The sequence below is a fragment of the Parabacteroides sp. CT06 genome, from assembly GCF_002257605.1.
Lineage (GTDB): Bacteria > Bacteroidota > Bacteroidia > Bacteroidales > Tannerellaceae > Parabacteroides > Parabacteroides distasonis.
Genome location: NZ_CP022754.1, coordinates 3,456,099 through 3,475,780, shown reverse-complemented (window position 1 = coordinate 3,475,780; position 19,682 = coordinate 3,456,099). Strand labels below are relative to the sequence as shown.

The 19,682-nt window shown below is 52.0% G+C and carries 23 protein-coding genes and 1 pseudogene; 19 read left to right on the top strand and 5 right to left on the bottom strand.

Annotated features, from left to right (window positions below):
- Window positions 1–3: 3 nt before the first annotated feature.
- From CI960_RS15265 to CI960_RS15190, 15 genes and pseudogenes are all read left to right on the top strand, one after another.
- Window positions 4–246, top strand: coding sequence for a DUF4134 family protein (locus CI960_RS15265; protein ID WP_022185866.1), 243 nt, complete (start codon window positions 4–6; stop codon window positions 244–246).
- A 10-nt stretch (window positions 247–256) separates the two neighbouring features.
- Entirely contained in the window at window positions 257–607 is a 351-nt protein-coding gene (locus tag CI960_RS15260; RefSeq protein ID WP_008766502.1) for a DUF4133 domain-containing protein, read from the top strand.
- Window positions 570–3,071 (top strand): annotated as a pseudogene (locus tag CI960_RS15255) (TraG family conjugative transposon ATPase). The gene CI960_RS15260 and the pseudogene CI960_RS15255 overlap by 38 nt, the downstream one beginning before the upstream one ends.
- Window positions 3,072–3,101: 30 nt before the next feature.
- Window positions 3,102–3,728, top strand: a complete 627-nt coding sequence (locus CI960_RS15245; protein WP_008766500.1) for a DUF4141 domain-containing protein — start codon at window positions 3,102–3,104, stop codon at window positions 3,726–3,728.
- 23 nt (window positions 3,729–3,751) lie between these two features.
- A complete protein-coding gene (gene traJ / locus CI960_RS15240; RefSeq protein ID WP_008766499.1) occupies window positions 3,752–4,771 on the top strand; it encodes a conjugative transposon protein TraJ in 1,020 nt (339 codons plus the stop codon).
- Between the two features lie 36 nt (window positions 4,772–4,807).
- Window positions 4,808–5,431 carry a conjugative transposon protein TraK gene (traK, locus tag CI960_RS15235; RefSeq protein ID WP_048927491.1) on the top strand — a complete coding sequence of 208 codons (624 nt, stop codon included), beginning with the start codon at window positions 4,808–4,810 and terminating at the stop codon, window positions 5,429–5,431.
- Between the two features lie 2 nt (window positions 5,432–5,433).
- On the top strand, window positions 5,434–5,769 hold the full coding sequence (locus CI960_RS15230; RefSeq protein WP_232520528.1) for a hypothetical protein: 336 nt from the start codon (window positions 5,434–5,436) through the stop codon (window positions 5,767–5,769).
- 1 nt (window position 5,770) lies between these two features.
- A complete protein-coding gene (locus tag CI960_RS15225) occupies window positions 5,771–5,953 on the top strand; it encodes a hypothetical protein (RefSeq protein ID WP_232520527.1) in 183 nt (60 codons plus the stop codon).
- Window positions 5,954–6,010: 57 nt separating this feature from the next.
- Window positions 6,011–7,057: a conjugative transposon protein TraM gene (gene traM / locus CI960_RS15220; RefSeq protein ID WP_232520567.1), complete on the top strand. Its 1,047-nt coding sequence runs from the start codon at window positions 6,011–6,013 to the stop codon at window positions 7,055–7,057.
- Window positions 7,058–7,093: 36 nt separating this feature from the next.
- A complete protein-coding gene (traN, locus tag CI960_RS15215) occupies window positions 7,094–7,987 on the top strand; it encodes a conjugative transposon protein TraN (protein WP_022185871.1) in 894 nt (297 codons plus the stop codon).
- A 4-nt stretch (window positions 7,988–7,991) separates the two neighbouring features.
- Entirely contained in the window at window positions 7,992–8,579 is a 588-nt protein-coding gene (locus CI960_RS15210; RefSeq protein ID WP_022185872.1) for a conjugal transfer protein TraO, read from the top strand.
- 20 nt (window positions 8,580–8,599) lie between these two features.
- Window positions 8,600–9,073 (top strand): TraQ conjugal transfer family protein, encoded by a 474-nt coding sequence (locus tag CI960_RS15205; protein WP_022185873.1) that lies wholly within the window; start codon window positions 8,600–8,602, stop codon window positions 9,071–9,073.
- 15 nt (window positions 9,074–9,088) lie between these two features.
- On the top strand, window positions 9,089–9,559 hold the full coding sequence (locus tag CI960_RS15200; protein WP_022185874.1) for a hypothetical protein: 471 nt from the start codon (window positions 9,089–9,091) through the stop codon (window positions 9,557–9,559).
- Window positions 9,560–9,562: 3 nt separating this feature from the next.
- Window positions 9,563–10,027, top strand: a complete 465-nt coding sequence (locus CI960_RS15195; RefSeq protein ID WP_022185875.1) for a hypothetical protein — start codon at window positions 9,563–9,565, stop codon at window positions 10,025–10,027.
- 3 nt (window positions 10,028–10,030) lie between these two features.
- A complete protein-coding gene (locus CI960_RS15190; RefSeq protein WP_022185876.1) occupies window positions 10,031–10,498 on the top strand; it encodes a hypothetical protein in 468 nt (155 codons plus the stop codon).
- Between the two features lie 240 nt (window positions 10,499–10,738).
- On the opposite strand, the gene CI960_RS15185 is transcribed toward CI960_RS15190, so the two are convergent.
- The 5 genes from CI960_RS15185 to CI960_RS15165 all read right to left on the bottom strand — a co-directional run bounded on the left by CI960_RS15185 (window position 10,739) and on the right by CI960_RS15165 (window position 13,314).
- The gene (locus CI960_RS15185; protein WP_022185877.1) at window positions 10,739–11,515 is read right to left on the bottom strand and encodes a phage antirepressor KilAC domain-containing protein; all 777 of its coding nucleotides are present in this window, start codon (window positions 11,513–11,515) and stop codon (window positions 10,739–10,741) included.
- Window positions 11,516–11,562: 47 nt separating this feature from the next.
- Window positions 11,563–11,934, bottom strand: coding sequence for a hypothetical protein (locus CI960_RS23685; RefSeq protein ID WP_232520526.1), 372 nt, complete (start codon window positions 11,932–11,934; stop codon window positions 11,563–11,565).
- 25 nt (window positions 11,935–11,959) lie between these two features.
- Window positions 11,960–12,403 (bottom strand): DNA cytosine methyltransferase, encoded by a 444-nt coding sequence (locus CI960_RS23680; protein ID WP_232432044.1) that lies wholly within the window; start codon window positions 12,401–12,403, stop codon window positions 11,960–11,962.
- Between the two features lie 197 nt (window positions 12,404–12,600).
- Window positions 12,601–12,978 (bottom strand): hypothetical protein, encoded by a 378-nt coding sequence (locus tag CI960_RS15170; RefSeq protein ID WP_022185879.1) that lies wholly within the window; start codon window positions 12,976–12,978, stop codon window positions 12,601–12,603.
- A gap of 3 nt (window positions 12,979–12,981) precedes the next feature.
- Window positions 12,982–13,314: a helix-turn-helix domain-containing protein gene (locus CI960_RS15165; protein ID WP_022185880.1), complete on the bottom strand. Its 333-nt coding sequence runs from the start codon at window positions 13,312–13,314 to the stop codon at window positions 12,982–12,984.
- 1,026 nt (window positions 13,315–14,340) lie between these two features.
- On the opposite strand from CI960_RS15165, the gene CI960_RS15160 reads away from it, so the two are divergent.
- From CI960_RS15160 to CI960_RS15145, 4 genes are read left to right on the top strand one after another with little or no spacing between them, the layout of a single operon-like run.
- Window positions 14,341–14,541, top strand: a complete 201-nt coding sequence (locus tag CI960_RS15160) for a helix-turn-helix transcriptional regulator (protein WP_048927494.1) — start codon at window positions 14,341–14,343, stop codon at window positions 14,539–14,541.
- 2 nt (window positions 14,542–14,543) lie between these two features.
- A complete protein-coding gene (locus CI960_RS15155; protein WP_048927495.1) occupies window positions 14,544–15,389 on the top strand; it encodes a DUF4007 family protein in 846 nt (281 codons plus the stop codon).
- Window positions 15,386–18,574, top strand: a complete 3,189-nt coding sequence (locus CI960_RS15150; protein ID WP_048927496.1) for a hypothetical protein — start codon at window positions 15,386–15,388, stop codon at window positions 18,572–18,574. The genes CI960_RS15155 and CI960_RS15150 overlap by 4 nt, the downstream gene beginning before the upstream one ends.
- Complete coding sequence (locus tag CI960_RS15145; RefSeq protein ID WP_022185885.1) at window positions 18,571–19,674, top strand: hypothetical protein; 1,104 nt, start codon at window positions 18,571–18,573, stop codon at window positions 19,672–19,674. The genes CI960_RS15150 and CI960_RS15145 overlap by 4 nt, the downstream gene beginning before the upstream one ends.
- Window positions 19,675–19,682 lie beyond the last annotated feature (8 nt).

Sequence of the window (19,682 nt, the reverse complement as noted above, 5' to 3'; positions counted from 1 at the left end):
TTTATGAGCATGAAAGTTGTAAATGAGATGGCTTTATCGGCATCAAAACCGATAACGGTCATGTTGCTTGAGCCGTATGCGGGGAAACTCGCACGTACGGTTCTTAGAGGGGAAAGCTCCCGCAAGGGAGCTGACCTACTCGACTCGTCAGGCGATCCCGATACGGGTAAAGTTGCCGGCAGCTGGTTCGGAGCCTGCGTGTTCCTGATCGTGGCCGCCACCGTCCTGAGGGCGTTCTTCCTGTAATCCGGCGGTCATGGAACATAAAGTGAACAAAGGGGCCGACCGGGGCGTGGAATTCAGCGGGCTGCAGGCGCAGTATCTCTATGTCCTTGCCGGGGGCCTGCTCTCCGTCTTCCTCGTGTTCGTCATCCTGTACATGGCCGGGGTGAACCGGTGGTTCTGCATCCTTTTCGGGACAGTCTCGGCCTCGACCCTGGTCCTCACGGTCTTCCGCCTGGGCAGGAAGTACGGTCCCCACGGACTGATGAAACTGGCCGCGGCAAAGTGCCGCCCCTTCCATATTATCAATCGTAAACGTATCATTTCACTCTTTAAACGAAGCAGTCATGAGAAACATCCTGAAAGCGGCAACACTGGAAAGTAAGTTCCCGGTCCTCTCGGTCGAAAGGGGATGCATCCTCTCCAAGGATGCGGACGTGACCGTCGGCTTCAAGGTACGCCTGCCGGAGCTGTTCACCCTCACCTCGGCGGAGTACGCCGCCATGCACGGGACGTGGGTGAAAGCCATAAAGGTGCTGCCCTGTTACACGGTCGTCCACCGACAGGACTGGTTCCTGGAGGAAAAATACAGGGCCGTAACTGGCCGGGACGACATGGGATTCCTGGACCGCAGCTTCGAGCTGCATTTCAACGAGCGTCCCTTCCTGAACCATTACGCCTACCTGTTCATTACCCGGACTACCCGCGAAAGAAGCCTGCAGCAGAGCAACTTCTCCATCCTTTGCCGGGGGGCCATCATTCCCCGGGAGGCCAGGGACAGGGAGGCGGTGGTCCGGTTCATGGAGAGCGTGGACCAGTTCGAACGCATCATGGGCGATTCAGGGCTGGTGGGGCTTGAACGCCTCACGACGGACGAGATTGTCGGTACCGGAAAGAAGGCCGGCATCATCGAGAAGTATTTCTCCCTCTCGCAGGAGAACACCACCACACTGAAAGACATCAGCCTTTCCCCCGCGGAGATGCGTATCGGGGACGAGATCCTCTCGGTGCATACGCTTTCCGACGCGGACGACCTGCCCGCAGCGGTGCGGACGGACGGGCGGTTCGAGAAGTATTCCACCGACCGCAGCGACTGCCGCCTCTCCTTTGCCGCCCCCGTGGGGCTGATGCTTTCCCATAACCATATCTATAACCAGTACGTGTTCATGGACGATCCGACCGACACCCTTCAGCGTCTTGAGAAGACGGCCCGGAACATGCAGTCCCTCTCACGCTACAGCCGCGCCAACCAGATCAACCGCCAGTGGATCGAGGAATACCTGAACGAGGCGCATTCCTTCGGCCTGATCCCCGTACGCTGCCACTGCAACGTCATGTCCTGGGCGGACAGCCGGGAAAGACTAAGGAATGTCAAGAACGACACCGGTTCGGCACTGGCACAGATGGGCTGCAAGCCCCGGTACAATACCGTGGACGCGCCGACCCTCTACTGGGCTGCCATTCCCGGCGGCGAGGGGGATTTTCCGGCGGAGGAGTCTTTCCATACGTTCATCGAGCAGGCGGCATGCCTCTTCATCGGGGAGACGAACTATGCGTCCTCTCCCTCGCCATTCGGCATCAAGATGGCGGACCGGCTGAGCGGCAGGCCGCTGCACCTGGACATCTCGGACGAGCCGATGAGGCGGGGCATCACGACCAACCGCAACAAATTCATCCTGGGGCCTTCGGGCAGCGGCAAGTCCTTCTTCACCAACCATCTCGTGCGCAACTATTACGAGCAGGGCGCGCACATCCTGCTGGTGGACACGGGAAACAGCTACAAGGGGCTGTGCCGGCTCATCCATGAGCGTACCCGCGGGGAGGACGGGATCTACATAACGTATGAGGAAGACCGCCCGATCACCTTCAATCCCTTCTACAGCGAGGACCGGCAGTTCGACGTGGAAAAGAGGGAGAGCATCAAGACACTGATCCTGACGCTCTGGAAGCGGGAGGACGAGCTGCCGAAACGCTCCGAGGAGGTCGCCCTTTCCGGCGCGGTGAACGCCTATATCCGCAGGATTACGGAAAACCCGGAGCTCCGGCCGGACTTCAACGGGTTCTACGAGTTCGTCCGCGACGACTACCGCCGGATGATGGAGAAAAAGAGGGTGCGCGAGAAGGACTTTGACATCGACGGGTTCCTAAACGTGCTGGAGCCGTTTTACAAGGGAGGGGACTATGACTTCCTCCTGAACTCGGACAAGGAGATCGACCTGACCCACAAACGGTTCATCGTATTCGAGCTGGACAACATATCATCGAACAAGGTGCTGCTTCCGGTGGTGACGCTCATCATCATGGAGACGTTCATTTCCAAGATGCGCCGCTTAAAAGGTATCCGCAAGGTCATCCTGCTGGAAGAGGCCTGGAAATCACTAATGTCCCCCAATATGGCCACCTATGTTTTGTACCTTTTCAAGACTGTCAGAAAGTATTTCGGGGAGGCGGTGGTGGTGACGCAGGAGGTGGACGACATCATCTCGTCCCCGATCGTGAAGGAGGCCATCATCAACAACTCGGACTGCAAGATCCTGCTGGACCAGAGGAAGTACCTTAACAAGTTCGAACGGATACAGACCCTTTTGGGGCTGACCGACAAGGAATGCTCGCAGATTCTCTCCATCAACCGCGCCAACGACCCCTCACGCCGGTACAAGGAGGTATGAATAGGACTGGGAGGCGTGCAGTCGGCCGTCTATGCCACGGAGACCTCCACGGCCGAGTACCTTACCTACACGACGGAGGAGAGCGAGAAGCTGGAAGTGGAACGGATGGCGGCAAAGACCGGCAGCATGGAACAGGCCATACGGGTACTGGCCGCCGAAAAGAACAGCGGCAGGAAATAATCTTTGTAAAACATTTAAAAGAACGATTCAATGAGACGAAAAATTTTCAGCGCATTGTGCGCCTTTTTACTTACCGTACCGGCCATGCACGCGCAATGGGTGGTGACCGACCCGGGCAACCTGGCGCAGGGTATCGTGAACAGCGTCAACGAGATGGTGGAGACCTCCGAGACGGCACAGAACGCCATGTCCACCTTCAAGGAGGCCTCGAAGATCTATGAGCAAAGCCGGAAATACTACGACATGCTCAAGAGCGTGAACTCGCTGGTGAGCGGGAGCCTAAAGGTCAAGGAGTCCGTGCTGATGCTCTCGGAAATCTCGGAGAGCTATGTGACGAACTATGGGAAGATGCTCACCGACGAGAACTACACGCAGCGGGAGCTGGAGGCCATCGCCTTCGGCTACAACAACATCATGAAGAAAAGCAGCGCGTCCGTAGCCGGGCTGAAGGACATCATCAACCCCACCGGCATGTCCATGACCGACAAGGAACGGCTGGACCTCATAGAAAGGGTGTACCGCGAGATGAGGCATTACAGGACGCTGGTGAACTACTACACCCGCAAGAACCTGCGCGTCTCCTACCTGCGGGCCAGGGAGAAGGGCGAGACCGAACAGGTCCTGAAGCTTTACGGGGAGGACGAACGCTATTGGTAAACCTTTAAAAAGATACAGACTATATGGTATTGCTATCCCTATCTTTCGACAGCCTGCACGGTATCCTGCGCCGGCTGTATGACGAGATGACCGAACTCTGCCAGCCGATGATGACGCTGGCCACGGCCATCGCCGCCCTGGGCGCGCTCTTCTACATAGCCTACCGCGTGTGGCAGTCCCTCTCGCGTGCCGAACCGGTGGACGTGTTCGGCATGCTGCGCCCCTTCTGCCTGGGCATCTGCATCCTGTTCTTCGACGTGATCGTGCTGGGAAGCCTGAACGGTATCCTGAGCCCCGTCGTGCAGGGAACGGGTGCCATGCTTCACGACCAGACCTTCGACGTGAGGAAGTTCCAGGAGGAAAAGGACAGGCTGCTCTCCGAGATGCCCCTGAAAGTGGCCGTGACCGGGGAGTTCAACCCCACGGACGAGGAGCTGGAGAAGGAGATCGCCGACATGGGCTGGAACGGGGAGGACTACGCGGTGATGCAGCGGATGTCCCATACCTGTTACTCCTTCTCCCTGCAAAGCATCGTGCAGACCATCATGCGCAAGGTGATGGAGTTCCTTTTCCGCGCCGCCTCGCTGGTGGTGGACACGATCCGCACCTTCTTTCTCATCGTCCTCTCCGTGCTGGGGCCTATAGCCTTCGCTATCTCGGTCTTCGACGGTTTCCAGGGCACGCTCGTGCAGTGGCTGGCACGGTATATCAGCGTATACCTCTGGCTGCCCATCTCCGACCTGCTGGGGGTGATGCTCGCCAGGATACAGACGCTGGTGCTGCAAAGCGAGATGGAAATGATACAGGATCCCCTGAGCGTCTTCTCCCCGGACGGATCGACGGCCATCTATCTGGTGTTCATGCTCATAGGGCTGGTCGGGTACTTCTGTGTCCCCACCGTGGCGAACTGGGTGGTACAGGCCGGCGGTATGGGTGCGTACAACCGGAACATGAACAACACGGCGAGCAAGGCCGCCAACGTGGGCGGGGCCGTGGCGGGGGCATCCACGGGCAACGTGGCCGGAGTGCTGCTGAAAAAGTAAAAACGACTGAATAATAACATTCATTCATTTCAAGACATGGAATTCAAGAGCTTAAAAAACATCGAGTCCTCGTTCAGGCAGATCCGCCTGTTCAGCCTCGTCTTTCTCGCCTCCTGCACCCTCCTGACCGTTTTCTCCGTCTGGAAGTCCTACCGGTTCGCCGAGGAGCAGCGGGAGAAGATCTACGTGCTGGACGAGGGGAAGTCGCTTATCATGGCCCTCTCGCAGGACGCCACGCGCAACCGCCCGGTGGAAGCGAGGGAGCATGTGCGCCGCCTGCACGAGCTGTTCTTCACGCTGGCCCCCGACAAGGCGGCCATCGAGTCGAACATAAACCGGGCGATGTACCTGGCCGACAAGAGCCTGTACGGGTATTACCGGGACTGGAACGAGAAAGGTTTCTATAACCGGCTCATCAGCGGGAACGTCAACCAGACGGTGGTGGTGGACAGCATGAGCTGCGATTTCGACAGCTATCCCTACCGCGTCACCACCTATGCCAGGCAGATGATCATCCGGGGAAGCAACATCACCGAACGCTCCCTGGTGACACGCTGCCGCCTGCAGAGCACGGTCCGCTCGGACAACAACCCGCAGGGCTTCCTTGCGGAGCATTTTGAGATATTGGAAAACAGGGACCTGCGTACCGTGGAAAGGTAACGGTGTCCCGCAGTAATCAATCATTCAATAATATCTGGAAAATGGATATAAAATCAACGGCAAGGGAAAGGCTGAAGGCATATCTGGACGGCCTTTCCGAGAAACAGAGACGGGGCATCCTCGTGGCGATGCTGGCCTTCACCTGCGTCGCATCGGGTATCGTCCTGCTGCGCGCCGCCGGCCGGCTGACACCGGCAAGGGAGCGCATGGAGCTTCCCTTCGGGGAAGGCAGCCTCACGGATACCCTGCGCAGGCTGCCCGATCCCCTGAAAGGACAAGTAACAAGTATTTACCGGACCATTAAACAACCCCAGCAGAATGGAAAACAGGAAAAGTAACATGGAAGAAGGACACGTGCCCGCTGGGGAAACCCCGGAAGGCACACGGCCGGCGGAAGCCGGTTCCGTCCCCTCCGAAGGGACAAGAACGGAAAAACGGCTTAGCGGGGAGGAAATCCTGCGCCGCAGGAAATACATCGTCATACCGGTCTTCGTGCTGGTATTCCTTGCTGTCCTCTACTGAATATTCGCCCCTTCCGGTGACAGCGGGGAAACGGTGGCGGGCGGTTCCGGATTCAACGTGAACGTGCCGGACCCGGCAGCGGTCCAACTGGAAGGGAATAAAACGGACGTTTATGAAAGACAGCAGGTCCGGCGTGAGAAAGACAGACGGATGCAGTCGCTCTCCGACCTTGCCGGAAGGTTATTGGAGGGTAAGGGACAGACGGACAGCGTATCCGGCCCGGCCGGAAGCATACGGCAGTCGGCGGACACCTACGAAAGGATCACCGAGCAACTGGAGACCTTCTATGAGACACCGCAGGAAACGGCCGGCGGCCTGGAACAGAAGGTAGACGAGCTGAACCGCCGGTTGGAAGAGGCGGAAGCGGAAAACCGGCGCGCGGAATCCCGCGAGCGGATGATGGAACAGTCCTACCGGATGGCCGCCAGGTACCTGAATCCCAACCCGGAAGGCTCGCCCGGCGAGGCGAAGGAGGAAGAAAAGCCGGAGCCTGTCCCTGTCAGCCGGGCGGAGAGCGGAACGACCTCCGCCCTGGAGCAGCCGCTGACGGATTCCGCGTTTGTCGCCTCACTGGCCGTGGAGAGGAACTACGGTTTCAACACGGCGGTGGGCAGCAGCTACCGGATGGGGATGAACACCATCCCGGCCTGCATCTCCGAGAACCAGACCCTCGAGCAGGGAGGACGGGTGAAGCTGCGCCTGCTCGAGCCCCTGCAGGCCGGAAGTGTCACCATACCGGCCAACAGCCTGGTGACCGGTACGGCCGACATCCGGGGGGAACGTCTGGACATCCTGGTAAGCAGCATCGAATATGCCGGAAATATCATCCCGGTGGAACTGGCCACATATGACATCGACGGGCAGCGGGGCATCTTCGTGCCGGGATCGGAAAGCCGGACGGCCGCCAAGGAAGTATTGGGGGATATGAGCCAGGGCATGGGCGGCAGCATCTCCTTCGCCGGTTCCGCCGGGCAGCAGATGGCGATGGACCTCACGCGGGGTGTCCTGCAGGGCGGGACACGGTTCATCTCGCAGCGGGTCAAGGCGGTCAAGGTAAAGCTGAAGGCCGGGTACAAGGTGTTACTGGTCACAAAAAAGCAATAACAAGGTTTAACTGTAATTTTTAAGCAATCATTCAAGATGAGAACATTCATTCTTTTAATCATGGCTGCGCTGGCGGGGATGACCTGCCGGGCGCAGGAGCGCAAGCCGGAGGGCGGAGTCAGGATCCTGACCGCCGGCCAGCATATCACGCCCTACAGGATCGGCGTGCCCTTCAGCAAGACGGTTCATATCCTTTTCCCCTCGGAGGTCTGCTATGTCGATCTGGGCAGCACGGACATCATCGCGGGCAAGGCGGACGGTGTGGAGAACGTGGTGCGCGTAAAGGCGGCCGTCCGGAATTTCCCCGGCGAGACGAACTTCTCGGTCATCACGGGCGACGGCTCGTTCTATTCGTTCCTCGTCTCCTACGAAGAGGAGCCGGAAGCGTTGAACATCAATATGGACAGCCGGTTTCCGACAGAACCCTCCACTGAGGGAAGCGCCGTCCGTGTGACCGAGCTCGGCGAGGAGGACCCTTCGGTCATCGCCAGCCTGATGTACACCGTACACCGTCTGGACCGCAGGGACGTGAAGCACATCGGCTGCCGCCAGTTCGGGATGCAGGCCCTGCTCAAGGGCGTCTATGTGCATAAGGACCTGCTGTTCCTCCACATCTCATTGGCCAACTCCTCGCATGTGCCCTTCGACATTGACTTCGTGCGCTTCAAGGTGGTGGACAAGAAAGTGGCCAAGCGAACGGCACAGCAGGAGACCTACATCGAGCCGGTGCGCGCGCTCAACGAGCTGAGGCGCATAGAGGGCAAGGGGGAAGGACGCATCGTCTATGCTTTCCACAAGGTGGTCATCCCCGATGACAAGCTCATCGAGGTGGAGATTTACGAGAAAGGCGGCGGACGCCACCAGCGGTTCCATATCGAGAACAGTGACCTGGTGGACGCCAGACTGGTGGACGAACTGATAAAGGAGTAATTCTATGAGGAAATATCTGTTTATAATAATGATGTGCGTCTTCCTGTCCTCTTTGGCGGGCAAGGTTTCCGCCCAACGCTACCTGCCCGGGCAGACGGGGCTTGAACTGAGGCTGGGCGGCGTGGATGACTTCGGAAGGAACGTAAGGCACCTGAGGGGGAATTTCCAGATCGGACTGGCCCTGAGCCGTTACAACCGCAACCGCTCGCGCTGGGTGGTCGGTGCGGACTACGTGAAGAAACACTATGCCTATAAGGAGACGGCCGTTCCCAAGGAGCAGTTCACCGCGGAGGCGGGCTGTCTCTTCCCGTTCCTCTCGGACAGGGGCAGGAACGTGTTCCTGTCCGCCGGTCTGTCCGCGCTGGCCGGTTATGAGAGGGTAAACCGGAATGGCAGGCTCCTTTATGACGGGGCGACCCTGCTGCACAAGGGTGCCTTCATCTACGGCTTCGCCCCGGCATTCGAGATGGAGGCGTACCTGACCGACCGCTGGGCTTTTCTTTTCAATGTCCGGCAGTGTGTCTTCTTCGGATCGTCCGTAGGACATTTCCATACGGTAGTGGCCGTCGGACTGAAATATATCATCGATTAATCTTTTAAGAACTGGAAACAATGAAATTAGGAACATTCATCATGGGATGCGCGCTGGCCCTGCTGGCGTGCACCCTTGCCGGCTGCGACGACCGTTTGGAGGTGCGGCAGGCATACGACTTCTCGCTCTCTTCCTGGTACCTGCAAGAAGGTATTGAGCCGGATGAGACGGTGGAGATCCGTCTGACGCTTAACCGCGAGGGGGATTACCGGGAGGCCCGTTACCGCATCGGATACATACAGCTGGAGGGTGACGGTGAGGTGTTCGGAACCGACGGCACCAGACTGGTGAACCGCGAGCTGACGGAGCTCTCCGGCATCGCAGGGCTGGACACGACGGACATCCGCCGCCAGGTGTTCACCCTCTTTTACCGGAACACGGGTGGGGACAATCCCGGGATCCGCTTCGTGGCGGTGGACAACTTCGGCGTGGAACGGACACTGGACATCCCGTTCTCCATCGAGGACAGGGCAAATACGGAAACTGCCAGATAAAGAAATACGGAAGCTATGACGGAACAGGAAAAATACGGCATGGACCAACTATTGAAGTATCTGGAGATGCAGATAAACCTCAAAAGCGACAGGATCAGGATGTACAAGAAACAAATGGACTCCAACTACCTCTATTATTTCGCATGGGCGGGCAAGGACCTGTTCAAGGCGTATTACATGATCGAGAAGTATAAGGAGCTCCGCCAGGTCCTTAAAAAGGCGAAAAGGCCTGAAGAGGTTCATGAGTATCTTCAGACGGAACGCGGAAAATGTGTCAGGGAGCTGGTTAACGGCCCAATTTATATTCATTATTCGGACGAGATCTTCAATCTGGCGCATTCCTATAGAACAGAATGTACCCAGCAGCTCATACAAGATTATAACGGGTTCGGACAGCTTCTCTCGAAGAAGCCTCCCCGTCAAGAGGTGAAAACCGAAATAGAGCCGGAAACAATGAAAAAGAAGTCGAACGGATTAAAAATGTAAAGCATGAGACAGGACAATTGGAATATTGAACAGCTCCGGCAGTCGCTGGACAGGAAAATTGCCGGCACGGAAGAACGGATACGCAAGGGGCTGGAAGAGGCGAAAAAGGACTATTCCCGTTTCTTTGAATGGCAGGCGGACGAGGTGTACAAGGCAGGCCGCCTGCGTGATTACTACGGCGTGTTCCGCAACAAGGTGAACGGGACGGATGATGTGGAGGAACTGCAAAGGTACTTCAAGGATATCGTAAGATACCAGCAGGAAAGGCTGCTTGCCAATCCGCCCGCAAGGAACAGCACCAGCCCGATGGCGAACATGGCGCATACCCTGTCGTTGGAGTGCATGCAAAGGCTGATTCAGGATTGCCTGGGTTTCTCACACATACTTTCCCTCAGGAAGCCGGAACAGGACATAAAAGAGGAAAACAGACACCCCGTAAAACATAGGACGAACGGATTAAAACGATAAGGTATGGAAAGGCTGAACCCAGGTATGGACCGGTTTATGGACCGGCTGAATGAGAAAATGGAACTCCTGGACGAAAAGATCCAGAACAAGGCGGCAAAAGCCGGTGAGGATTACCTCGCCTTTTTCGAGTCACACGCGGAAGAGGCGTACAAGGAGTATTACCTGTACAAATGTTTCAGGGACTTGAGAAAGAAGGCAAGGGAATCGGGCAGTCCGGAAAAAGTGTTGGAGCATCTGAAAAAGAGGCAGAATGTCTGCCTGGACACGTTGCTCAGGCAGGACATCGCCGCCCGTAGTACAAGTCCGATGGCGAACATGGCGCACACGCTGCGGCTCGAATGCGTCCAGCAGCTCGTGGAGGATTACGGGCATTTCATCCGGATACTCGCCGACACGCTACGGCAGCAGGAGACGCAGCGGGACATTCGGACACTGCGGGAAAGGGAAAACCGAAGAGGACCTAAACTGTAAAGTCCTGCTTATTCTTGGTGGGTATAATGAAAATTAAGTTAAGTCATGGATAATGAGAATCGTAAAACGTAGCGTAAAATATTGGGGCTCCTAACTGGGAGCGGGTACGGAAACCTGCCTGTGGAAAGCGGGACATCCGGCAGGCATATCTTGACAGGCGGGTGCCGGAACGGATATATCAAGGGCTGTTCTCCCAAATAACGGGAAACAGCCCTTTTGGCTGCCGTCAGTGGCGGATGGTTAGAAGACGGGCAGGTGGCTGAAGAGGCAGTGGATGAACAGGCGGCCCTTCTCGGTCCACACCGTATGCATGGCCGTGCCGGTTTCCCCGCTGCGGTTCTGCCATCTGTGCGTATGGGTCCGTGTATATCCTTCATTCTGATAGCGGGCAGCAAGCAGCCAGGTACCGGACTGGCGGAACTGGATGCCGAGAGCCTTGAGCCTGAGATTCAGTTCCCTGCCGCTCATGCCAAGTTCCTTGGCGATCTGTGTGGGCGTATAGGTACTGGATGAACGCAGTACCTCATCAAAGTAACGTATCTTGGGGGCTTGTAAGCCCAATCTCAGGGTATTCTGGGCATTTTCCCTTTTCAGTTCGGATATGTGCCGGTCACGCTCCTTCAGTTTGTTTTCCGCCAACATCAGGGCGCGTGAAAGCAGTTCTGCGTCCGTCTCCCCCTTTTTCCCCAGCAGATAGCCGCCCTCTTTCAGCGTGCGTGGTACCAGCTCGTCAAAAATCCAGCTCTCGAATCTCTCGGCTGATGGCAGACGGCTGCCGGCTATCAGACGATACAGGTTCCCCTCGTCGATGAACTTCACCTTCTGCCGTCCGCCCGCCGTAGGGATATCGTAAAGCTCGACACCCTTCGTCTTACAATGGCGGGTAATGGTATCATTGGAATTAACGTAGCCGAGGGCCTGTGCCACGTCAGCGGCACAGAACCACATCTTTCTTTCATTCTCTATGGTCCGGACCTTGCCGAACTGCGGATGTTCCGCAATAATTAACGTATGCATATCATGTTATTTATAGGTTGATTCTATCGCTTTGAATATTTCATGGATTACCTGGGGGACGATGGCGTTTCCGTATCCTTTAACGGACTGCTGCCGCCAGGAAGAAAAGGTAATACCGTCCAACTGACGGGGAACCCCATCATCTCGGCCACAAACAGGGGATTGAGTTGGAAACTTCTCCCAGTTTGGGCAAAGAAATCGGGAAGGCTTCCCTGCTGCGGGTTCTTGCCCTTCCTCTCGAAGTTCTCCAGCGTCGGGGCACCCTTCCAATCCCTTGCCGTCGGGGTCGGGAGCAGGCCGTAAAAGTCCAGGAAATCGACCAGGCCGTTGGGGTTCTTCTCCCCGTCCTCCGACTCGTACATCGACACGCGGCCCTGCCGTTTCCATCTCTCCACCCGCTGCCAGTGGTGTATCTCCATTGCCGTGGGGGTGGGAAGCAACCCTTCACGGATGACTTCCGGAAGCCCCTTCTGCGCGCTGCCCGCTCCCCGTGTCTTGAAGTCCGAAGCCATCGGAGTGGGCAACAAACCATACACGGTCCCTTCTGTGAGGGGCACCGACGGCACAAGCCGGAATAAGTAACGGTTGGACGGTATATCCTTCACGCTCAAGATCTCCCGCGATGGTCTCCACGACGTACTCCTCCCGCTTGCGGTATACAGGCTGAGCCTTTCCGAAAAGAGAGGGCTGATATCCCACGTGAGTCTCCTTACCGGGCTGTACCATCGTGAGGATGCCACCAACGTTCTCACCAACAACCCAATCGGGCCGGATCTCGTGAATGGCACGGAGCATGTGAGGCCAGAGGTAACGGCTGTCCTCCGCACCTCTGCGCTGGCCGGCGACAGAAAACGGCTGGCAGGGGAAACCTCCTGTGAGAACGTTGATCCGTCCCCTTCACTGCCGAAAATCCGTAGTTGTAATGTCTGTATAACTTTCTGCATGGTTGAACCAGTAATTTAAAATCCTGTTACAAAATTCATCTATCTCACAATGGAAGGCGTTACGCCATCCCATTCATTCGGCGGCGAGATCCGCCGCTCCGAACCCGCTGAAAAGCGAGGCGTGTACCAGCTGTCCCATATTTATTGTCTGATTGAAGGTTCCGTTTCTTTTTTTTCTTTCTCCGCCGCTTCCAGAATGAAGGCTTTCTCGTCTATCTTCCGGTAGATACCCCCCATCTCAAGCATGTTCTTGAGCCGGAGGATGTCGGTGGTTTCATAGACTGTCATGCCGTTCCGGTGGACGAAGCGGATGTAGCCTTTCTGTCTTTGTCTTTCCACTTCCTCACGGCTCATTTGTAGCAGTTCGCAGATTTCCTCCAATGTGAAGGTCAGCTGCACTTCCTTCGTCGCGCAGGCATAGGCCAGGATACTCAGCATCTGCAGGCATTTGCGATGCGCCTTGACAAGAGACGCAAACTTGTTGCGCTCGATCATGATGACTTTACTTTGATTTTCCATCTTCTATGATTTTTTTACGGGTTTGTTATTTCTGACGTCCGGACTTTCGTCCCTGTATTCCTCACGGAGGAACCGGTATACATCGGAAGCCCAGAAGTATATCTTGCCGCTCAGCTTGAAATAAGGCAGCTTGCCCGAGTTACGCCAGCGGATGAGGGTCCGGTCACAGACTTTCAACTGCAGGCGCATGTCACGGCTGTCCAGCATCTGTTTGCCATTAAAGCTGGTCATGGCATCCAGTGCCGTTTCCAGCCGGGTGATGAGCTCCCGCTGCTCGGAGAAGCTCTTCTGGATTAATGCTTTCAGCATTTCGATGTCTTCATTTCCTGCTTCCATCTTTTGTCCTTTTTCGTTCGTCATTTATCCTTCTTTCTGCCGCAAAGTTTGGGAAAAAGGAAATGTAAAAATAGGGCTGACGGATACCGCCAGCCCTATTTTTTATCTGTAATACATTTGCTGTCAGAAAGTTAAAAAATCTTTTATCAACCTGTTTTTTAATGGAATACGACTAAGATCTCGACATCAGGTGAAAAAGATGATTGATATATCAACAAATACTCTTTTAAAATAAGCTCCGACAAATAAAACTGACCTTGTGCAGAAAAATATTCTCTGAAATATCTTTTTTAGTAATACAAAAGCCTTACTAAGGCTGCATAATACAACAAAAATTATTACATGACTAGCGTACCATAAAAGATAAATGGATTTTATATTTATTAATTAAATCCTGCCGAAACATGGCAATATTTTGTCAATTCATAAAAAAAAAGTGCACTTTTGCTTATCAACATGTATGCTATGTTTATTCTTGTAAACATTTACATAGCAATAAAAAATGGTAAAAAACTGATCAACAAAAGTTGACGGACCCTCAAAACAAGCCTTTACAAATAGTCAAATTCAATAATTTATCGGCTATCTCTTGATGATAGATGGACTTCTGATAAAATGATTTATTTTACAGTCGCATTATATGTGCAGAAGTTCAAAGAGAGATAGCGTGCGTAGCTTTATATGGAGAGTTCTTGTTTGATATTTGTCTTTGACTAATCGTGATTTCACAGTTTACATCAACAGTTAAAGAGTAAGACATTTATAGATGTTCACTATAGGTATATTATACCCTGCTGTGATTTGTTGTATATGTCCCGTTTGCTTGTTTACTGAAATTAAGCACACATCAAAATAATTCGTTGCGTCGAACGGGAAGTGCTTTTAGTGCAAAATCGTCATTTTAGTATGTAAACCGTGCAATGAATATTTAACCAAGCAATATAAAACCATTTTAGCCGTATTTCAAATAAAATTCCTACCTTTGTGATGAAATAAAACATTTATAAGAGTATTAATAACCGAAATATGGTGATGAATCGCATAAAGGTCGTCTTGGCGGAACAGCGAAGAACCTGCAAATGGCTGGCAACGGAGTTGGGAAAAAGTGAGAATACGGTTTCTCGTTGGACAACCAATCGCACGCAGCCTTCTGTTCAACAGTTGTATGACATTGCAGCAGTTCTTAATATTGACGTTAGATGTTTACTAACCCCATCAAAAGAGTAATTATGAAGTATGCATTCTCTGGTCATGAGTCCTTTCAATGCAAGGGCTTGTGGTTGAAAAAAGGATATGACTACGCTAAAGCGGGATTGTCGTTCACAGACGACTACGCTGTTGTTGAACTTGGTGTGGGCAAGAATATGGTAGCCTCAATACGCTATTGGTTGAGGGCTTTCGGCATCACTAACGACAATGGTGTGCCGACCGAGATAGGTAAATATCTTCTTGATGACAACGGCGCAGACCCTTACATCGAAGACACGGCCACACTATGGCTGCTACACTATATGCTCGTGACATCACGAGTAGCAACACTCTACAACATCGTTTTCACCGAGTACAACAAAACACGCAAAGAGTTCACGAAAGCAGATTTGGCAAATGCAGTAAGACGGATGTTTGCCGACAAATGCTTTGACAGCACACCTTACAACGAGAAGACAATTTGGCGTGACATCGACACGATGCTAAAGAATTATGTTACGCCTGACTCTATCAAGGCGTGCGATGACTTCTCTGCACTGCTAATTGACCTCAAACTGATAGGCAAAGCTGGTCACGAGGATTATACCTTCAACTGTTCCGCTCGCGCCAAGATGGAGCCGCTCGTTTTCCTCTTTGCCGTACTCGACATCACGCAGGGCAAACAGCAAGTGATAGAGTTCGAGGTATTGCTGCGACTTGCCAATATCTTCGGTATGTCTGTCAATGAACTATATGACGTTTTCGACCAACTGCACACTATCGACCCCCATATAACCTTCTGCAATACTGCCGGTGAGCAACTCTTCACCATGAAAGAGCGGATAGACAAGTGGCAGGTTCTCAACAAGTATTATCAAGCAACATGAGTTTCACTACTTCAATCAACATAGAGCGTGACTTTGGCAAGACACCCCACTATATCGTCACTGCCAATGCTCGCCAGACCATCGGCAAAATTATCAATCACTTTGCCAGTGGCATTCATTCGTTTTGCCTCATCGGCTCGTACGGCACTGGCAAATCCAGCTTCATCCTCGCCTTGGAAAACTGTCTGTGTGGAAAGACTGTTGGAAAAAATGTCTTACTGAGCCAATGTGGTCAATTCAATAGTTTTGAGCAATTCTCGTTTATAAACATCGTTGGCGACTACACATCGTTGGCGAATCTACTTGCGTCACATCTTAATGCAGAAAGTAAGAACGTTATCTCTGTGCTGGACAACCACTATAACAGACTTCAGTTGGCGAATCAATTCTTAGTTATTGTTATTGACGAGTTCGGTAAAGTACTTGAACATGCAGCCAAGAACAATCCTGAAAAAGAAATGTACTTCTTACAGAAGTTCTGCGAGTATGTAAATGACACAAGTAAGAACATTCTCTTCCTTACAACGTTGCACCAAGGTTTTGGAGCCTACGCCAAGGGATTGAAAGCAGAGCAGAAACAGGAATGGACGAAGGTAAAAGGTCGCATTCAGGATATCGTCTTTGCCGAACCGATAGAGCAACTTCTCAACCTTACCGCCACTCATATATCTTCGGCTGATAAAAAGCCAACACTCAACACAGACAAGATTTACAACCTAGCTGTCGCTTCTAAGTTTGCCGCCAGCACACTTGATGCCAACGTTGCTCGTGCTCTCTATCCAATGGATATTGTCTCGGCTTACGTTTTTACCCAAGCTAATCAGAGATATGGCCAGAATGAGCGTACCTTGTTCACATTCTTGGAGACGCGTGGTGAGGGGACTGTCAACGATTTTGAAGCTTCAATCAATCGTTTGTATAGTCTTGCCGACGTTCATGATTATATTGTTTATAATTTTTATTCTTATTTGCAAGAGGTCCACGAAGACTCGGCGAATTGGTCGGCTATCAAGATTGCCATCGAAAGAACAGAGGGACTCAATGCAGATGCCACAACCATAACCGATGCCATCAAGATTGTTAAGGCCGTCGGCCTTCTAAATATCTTTGCCTCGTCTGCTGCTAGCATCGACAAGCAATTTCTGATAGTCTATGCTAGCTATGCTATGGACGTTTGTCAAGTGGGCTCGGTGATAGACCTCCTCGAAAAGAACCAGATACTGCGTTTCGCTAAATACAAGTCCAAATATATCCTTTTTGAGGGAACCGATGTAGACTTGGAAGCAGGCCTTTATGAGGCTGCTCGCGAATGCAAGCATCCCGATGTTATAGCAGAGAAGGTGTGTGAATACTTCGACGACAAGATAGCACTTGCCAATGCGCACTATTTTCGCACTGGCACGCCACGATACTTCCAGTACTGTCTCACCTCTTCGCCTATTGAATACATCGTCAGTGGCGAGACCGACGGGATTATCAATGTGATACTGACCCGTCAGGAAGACCTTGTTGCTGTCAAAGCTGCTTGCACGGACATAAATGGTAAAGCCATCCTCTATTGCATTTTTGAGAACACAACCGAAATCGCTGACCATCTCTTTGAGATAGACAAACTCCATTGGGTGCGCGACTATTACGTGGCTGACGAAAGCGACAAAGTAGCCAATCGCGAGATAGCTAACCTGCTGGTTCACGAAAAGTCAATGTTGAACAAAACCATTATGGAGAGCCTCTTCTCTGACAACGTGACGTGGATTTTTAACGGCGAAATCCTTGCGTCAATCACATCGCGTAAGATACTCGCACAGCAACTCTCCACCATATGTGATTCTGTCTATTATGCCACTCCAATCTATCGTTTCGAGCTCATTAACAAGCACCGCCCTACTGGTAATATGTCACTTGCCCGCCAGTCGTATTTGCAGGCATTGCTTGACCACTCTTCCGAGCCATACCTTGGCTTTGAGAGGGATAAGTATCCACCCGAGAAATCGCTATATCTCACACTTCTCAAGAATACAGGTATTCATACGACTGCCGGACTGGGCTCACCGACCGAACCTTCATTCCAACCACTTTGGGACGCTTGTGAGAACTTCCTGCGCTCCACTATCGGCAAACCGCACAAATTGGGAGAACTCTTCACTCTGTTAGAGGCTGCGCCTTTTCGTCTGAAGCAGGGGTTGCTCTATTGTTGGATTCCCACATATCTGATTATTAAACGAGATGATTTCGCGCTCTATAACAGCGATGGAACCTATGTACCTTACATCAACAAGGAGGTGCTTGACCTTATACTGCGCTCACCCAATGGTTTTCTCATTAAGGCCTTTGCTGTTGACGGTGTTCGCCGTACATTTTTCGACAAATATAGAGAGGCTATCAATATGGGCAGCTCAGAACTCTCGACTCAATCGTTTATCGAAACGATTCGTCCGTTCCTCACCTTCTATAAGAAGTTGAATAGCTATGCTCGACGTACGAAGGATATTTCGCCCAATGCTCGTAAGTTCCGCGATGTCATAGCAAAGGCGACCGACCCAGAGAAAACATTCTTTGAGGTGTTGCCGGATGAGTTGGGCTTTAAAGAAATTACACTTAGCCAAAACCCAGAAGCCATTGAGAGCTTTGTTGCTGTTATACAAGAGGCTATCCGCGAACTCCGCAACTGCTACTCTGAATTGGTTGGCAATATCGAGCAATATTTGCTTAAAATACTGCGACTTGAAGAAGTCGGTTTCTCTGACTATCATCATCTGATAGCAGAACGATATAAGTCGGTTAAGACGGAATTGATGCCTGTAAATATGCGTAATTTTCAAGCCCGGCTTGTTGGCAACTATGATGACAAGACCACATGGATTGAAGCGGTGTCATACGTCGCCCTCAACAAGCCTTTGACAGAAATTCGCGACACAGATAAATCGTTCCTGCTGGCTACATTGAAAGATATGCTGTTTCAACTGGATGACTATGTGGAGATGCACAAGACTGCAAGTGAGGATGTCATAAGACTGCATATCACACAGAATAAGAGTAAGGCTGTAACTACGCAAGTCATTCTTTCCGAAGCGATGCGTCAAGAGGTCAACAGCCTTGAAAACAAACTGGAGTCTATTTTGAGTGGTGACAACTCGCTTGACGTTGCTGCACTGATAGCAATCCTTAAAAAGAAATTGAAATGAGTGAAGTAAGACACGTGTTAGGTATATCTGGTGGAAAAGACAGTGCTGCTCTTGCCATCTACCTAAAAGATAAATACCCCAATCTTCATATTGAGTATTATAGCAGCGACACCAAATGTGAGTTGGATGAAACCATTCAGTTCATTGACCGGTTGCGCTCTTACTTAGGACACATAACGACCTTAATTGCGGCAGAAGGAAGTCCTGAACCTACTCCTTTTGACCACTTTCTGAAGGTAAGCGGTGGCTATCTGCCATCGGTACAAGCAAGATGGTGTACGCAGAAAATGAAACTGGCTGAGTTTGAGAAATTTGTTGGCGACACCCCAACTGTTTCATACGTGGGTATCCGCGGAGATGAAGACCGTGAAGGCTATGTATCGACAAAGCCAAATATACAAGCCATATTCCCGTTCCGCAAGAATATCTGGAGTATGGATGTTATTCACGAGGTGCTGCATGATAAGAACATTGAGAATTTTGCAGAATGCTATCGCAACGTTGCAGACGATGAGACCTATCAAACAGTTGAAGCGGCTCTCACTTCAAAGCTTACCAAGCACTTCTACTACTCAAAGAAATTGAATATGCTACTTGATGCTGATGTAATCACCTTTAATCACGCCGTATTCAGTTTTCTGAAGCAATACACAGATTACCCTGTGGGAAAGTTGGACTATTTCCCATTGATTGACAATGACGAGGTTTTGGTGAGAGAAGAAATCTTTCGCATCCTTGAAGATAGCGGCGTAGGCATACCAGCATATTACAACCTTATCGACTTTGAGGTGGATGGAAAGAAAGGACAGTATTGCCGTAGCCGCTCTGGATGTTATTTCTGCTTCTTCCAGCAGAAGATAGAATGGATTTGGCTCTACGAGCAGCATCCCGACCTTTTCAAAAAGGCAATGGAGTACGAAAAAGACGGATATACGTGGATTCAAGGCGAGCCTTTGAGCGAACTGATACGTCCGGAGCGTGTGCGGCAAATCAAGCTTGACCAGATAAAAAAACAAGAAGAAGCGAAGGCAAAGAGCAAAAGTAAGCTTCTGGTGGACTTGTTTGATGATGAAATCAATTGCGCCAACTGCTTTATATAATATATAAT